Source organism: Micromonospora sp. CMU55-4 (assembly GCF_011602315.1).
Classification (GTDB): domain Bacteria; phylum Actinomycetota; class Actinomycetes; order Mycobacteriales; family Micromonosporaceae; genus Micromonospora; species Micromonospora chalcea.
The window spans coordinates 1-4,373 of sequence record NZ_JAAOLH010000038.1 but is presented as its reverse complement, the minus strand read 5'-3'; the positions used below and the strand labels follow the sequence as shown (position 1 = coordinate 4,373).

General features: G+C 76.0%; 1 protein-coding gene. It reads right to left on the bottom strand.

What is annotated here, in order from left to right; all coding sequences use genetic code 11:
• Positions 1–4,373 (bottom strand): type I polyketide synthase (locus tag HA073_RS30120; RefSeq protein WP_166457857.1); only part of this gene is annotated, 4,373 nt, incomplete at both ends.

The window sequence follows — 4,373 nt, the reverse complement described above, 5'->3', positions numbered from 1 at the left end:
GCGAGCACGGCGAGCACCTGGCGGCCCTGCCGCCGGGCGTCGGAGAGGCGCTGGACGAGCAGCACGCCGACGCCCTCCGACCAGCCGGTGCCGTCGGCGTCGGCGGCGAAGGACTTGCAGCGCCCGTCCGGGGCGAGGCCGCCCTGGCGGGAGAACTCGACGAAGGCGCCGGGCGTCACCATGACGGTGACGCCGCCTGCCAGCGCCATGTCGCATTCGCCGCCGCGCAGCGCCTGGGCGGCCAGGTGCACAGCCACCAGCGAGGACGAGCAGGCGGTGTCGACCGTCACCGCCGGGCCCTCCAGCCCGAAGGTGTACGACACCCGGCCCGAGATGACGCTGTGCGCGCCGCCGGTGAGCTGGTAGCCGGCCAGCTCGGCCGGGGTGTCGGTGGTGCCGTAGCCCGACGGGGAGGCGCCCACGAAGACGCCGGTACGGCTGCCGCGCAGCTCCTCCGGGTCGATGCCGGCCTGCTCCATGGCCTCCCAGGACGCCTCCAGCAGCAGCCGCTGCTGCGGGTCCATGGCGACGGCCTCGCGCGGCGAGATGCCGAAGAAGCCCGGGTCGAATGTGGTGGCGCCGTCGACGAAGCCGCCCTCGCGGGTGTGTGAGACGGGTTGCCCGTCGGCGTCGACGGCCAGCAGCCGGCCCATGTCCCAGTGGCGGTCGTCGGGGAAGCCGCTGATGCCGTCGCGCCCGGTGGCGACCAGCTCCCACAGGTCGTCCGGGTTGGCCACGCCGCCCGGGTAGCGGCAGCTCATGCCGACGATGACGATCGGGTCGTCGTCGACCGGCCCGGCGGGGCCCCAGGCGGTGACGGTCTCGACCTCGTGCAGGCGCAGCGTCGCCGACAGGTGGTCGGCGAGGGCGGCCGGGTTCGGGTAGTCGAAGACCAGGGTGGTGGGCAGGTTGAGGCCGGTGGCGGCGCCGAGCCGGTTGCGCAGCTCGACGGCGGTCAGCGAGTCGAAGCCGAGTTCCTTGAACGCCCGGTTGGCCTTGACCAGTTCGGTGCCGGAGTGGCCGAGCACGGCGGCGGTGTGCGTGCGTACGAGCTCGGTCAGGTGGCGGTCCTGCTCGGCGCGGGGCAGCGTCAGCAGGTGCTGCCGCAGCCCGCCGCCGACGGTCCCCTCCGGTTCCGCGTCGACCACGCGCAGGGCGTCGCGCGCCTCGGCGATGTCGTCGAGCAGGGGGCGGGCGCGGGCGGCGGCGAACGCCGGGGTGAACAGGGACCAGTCGACGTCCGCCACGGTCACCGCCGGCCCGGCCCGGCCGACGGCGCTGCGCAGCGCGTACACGGCCTGGGCCGGCGACATGGGGCTGAGGCCACGGCGGGCCAGCAGTTCCTGCCCCTCGCCGCTGGCCATGCCGCCGTCGGCCCAGGGGCCCCACGCCACGGCGGTGGCGGTCAGGCCGCGGGCGCGGCGCCGCTCGGCGAGGGCGTCGAGGAAGGCGTTGCCGGCGGCGTACGCGGCCTGGCCGCCGCTGCCCCAGATTCCGGCGATGGAGGAGAACAGCACGAACGCGTCGAGCGGTCGGTCGCCCAGCAGCTCGTCCAGGTGCACGGCGCCGGCGATCTTGCCGTCGAGCACCCCGGCCAGGCCGGCGAGGTCGGTGTCGACGAGCATGTTCAGCTGGCCCACCCCGGCGGCGTGCACCACCGCGGTCAGGGGCGCCGGGTCGGCGTCGACGTCGCGCAGCAGCGCCTCGACACGGGCGCGGTCGGCCATGTCGGCGGCGACCAGGCTCACCCGGGCGCCGAGCGCGGTCAGTTCGTCGCGCAGCTCGGCCGCCCCGGGGGCGTGCTCGCCGCGGCGGCTGGTCAGCACGAGGTGCTCGGCGCCGTTGGCCGCCGCCCAGCGGGCCACGTGCGCGCCGAGCGCCCCGGTGCCGCCGGTGACGAGGACGGTGCCGGACGGCTGCCAGCGGTCGACGGTGCCGACGGCCGCCGGCGTGGCGCGCACCAGGCGCCGCACGAAGACGCCGGAGGGCCGCACGGCAACCTGGTCCTCGTGGCCGCCCGCGGTCAGGACGCCCACCGCGTGGTCCCAGTCGTCGCGCCCGGGCGCGTCCGGCAGGTCGACCAGGCCGCCCCAGAGCTGCGGGTGTTCCAGCCCGGCGACCCGGGCCAGGCCCCACAGCCCGCCCTGGGCGACGCTGCGCACCGGGTCGGTGTCGCCGGTGCCGACAGCGCCCCGCGTGAGCATCCACAGTGGTGCCGCGACGTCGGCGGCGTGCAGGGCCTGCACCAGCGTCATCGTGGCGGCCGTGCCGAGCGGCACCGCCGGCTGGCCGGGGTGGGGTCGCTCCAGCAGGCCCAGCAGGGAGACGATCCCGGTGAACGGGGTGTCCCCCACGGCGCCGGCCAGCCGCGACGTCACCTCGTCGCGCTCGGCGAGCGGGTCCACCGCCAGCCGGTACACCTCGCCGCCGGCGGCGCTCAGCGCCCCCGCGAGCGCCCCGGCCCACTCGGTCGTGGCGGCGTCGTCGGCGGGCTCCACGAGCAGCCAGCGTCCCGGCGGGGTGAGCGGTGCGGGGACGGTGGTCCGCTTCCACACCACCCGGTACGACCAACTGTCGACGACGGCGTCCCGCAGCCGCGCCTTGCGCCAGGACGACAGGACCGGCAGGGCCGGGGCCAGGACGCCCGCCCCGTCGGTGCCGAACTGCGCGGCGAGGGCCGCCACGTCGGAGCGCTCGACGGCCGACCAGAACTCGACGTCCACCACGTCCGGGCTGACCGGGCCGGTGGCCGAGGCCGGCATCTGCTCGGGCCAGTAGCGCTGCCGCTGGAACGCGTACGTGGGCAGGGCCACCGGGGTCGCTCCGGCGCCGGCGTAGAGGGCCGCCCAGTCGACGGGTACCCCGTTGACGTGCAGCTCGGAGAGGCCGGCGAGCAGGGCCCGCGCCTCGGCGCGGTCGGCGCGCTGCGCGGCGACGGCCAGCACCCCGTCGGCGGCGGGCAGGATGTCGCCGACCATCGCGGTCAGCACGCTGCGCGGGCCGATCTCCAGGAACGTGTCCACCCCGGCGGCGCGCAGCGCGGCGACCCCGTCGGCGAAACGCACAGCCTCCCGCACGTGCCGCGCCCAGTAGTCGGGACTACGGATCTCGTCGACGTCAGCCGGCGCACCGGTCACGTTCGACACGACCGGCAACGCCGGCGCCTCGAACGTCAACCCGTCCAGGACCACCCGGAACTCGTCCAGCATCGGCTCCATCAACGGGCTGTGGAACGCATGACTCACCGACAACCGGCGCGTACGCACACCCCGCCCACGCCAGACCCGCTCCACCTCGTCGAGCGCCTCCACCGCACCGGAGACCACCACCGACGTCGGCCCGTTGACAGCCGCGACCCCCACACCGGTCAAGCCGTCCAGCGTCGCCAGCACATCGGCCTCGGCCGCCGCAACGGCCAACATCCCACCACCGGCCGGCAACGCCTGCATCAACCGGCCCCGCGCCGCCACCAACACACACGCATCCGCCAGCGACAACACCCCCGCCACATGCGCGGCCGTGACCTCGCCGATCGAATGACCGCCGACCAGGTCGGGGGCGACGCCGAACGACTCCACCAGGCGGAACAACGCCACCTCGACCGCGAACAGACCCGCCTGCGTGAACACCGTCCGGTCCAGCAGCTCCGCCTCGGCGGAACCCTCGGCTGCGAACAGCACCTCCTTGAGCGGGCGCGGCAACAGCGCGTCGAGCTGTGCGCACACCTCGTCCAGCGCGGCGGCGAAGACCGGGAACTCCGCGTACAACTCCCGGCCCATGCCGGCACGCTGCGCGCCCTGACCGGAGAAGAGCACCGCGAGCGGACCCCGGTCGGCGGCCTGCCCGGCGACCAGCGCGCCGGACGGCTGCCCGGCGGCCAGGGCGCGCAGCCCGGCCAGCAGCTCCTCACGGCCGGTCGCGGAGACCACGGCCCGGTGCTCCAGCGCGGAGCGCGACACGACCGACGACCAGCCGACGTCCACGGTGCCGAGGGCCTCGTCGTCCTCCAGCCACCGGGCCCAGCGACCCGCCTGCGCGCTGAGCGCTGCCTCGGAGCGGGCGGAGAGCAGCACGGGCACCGCCGGCAGGGCGACGGTGGGGGCCGGCCCGGTGTCGGCGGGGTCGGCGGCGTCCGGGGCGGGCGGTTCCTCGATGATGGTGTGCGCGTTCGTGCCGGAGATCCCGAACGACGACACGGCCGCCCGGCGGGGACGGTCGGTCGCGGGCCACGGCGTCGCCTCGGTCACCAGCGACACCTCGCCGGCCGACCAGTCCACCTTCGGCGTCGGCTCGTCGACGTGCAGGGTGGACGGCACGAGCCCGTGCCGCATCGCCATCACCATCTTGATCACACCGGCCACGCCGGCGGCCGA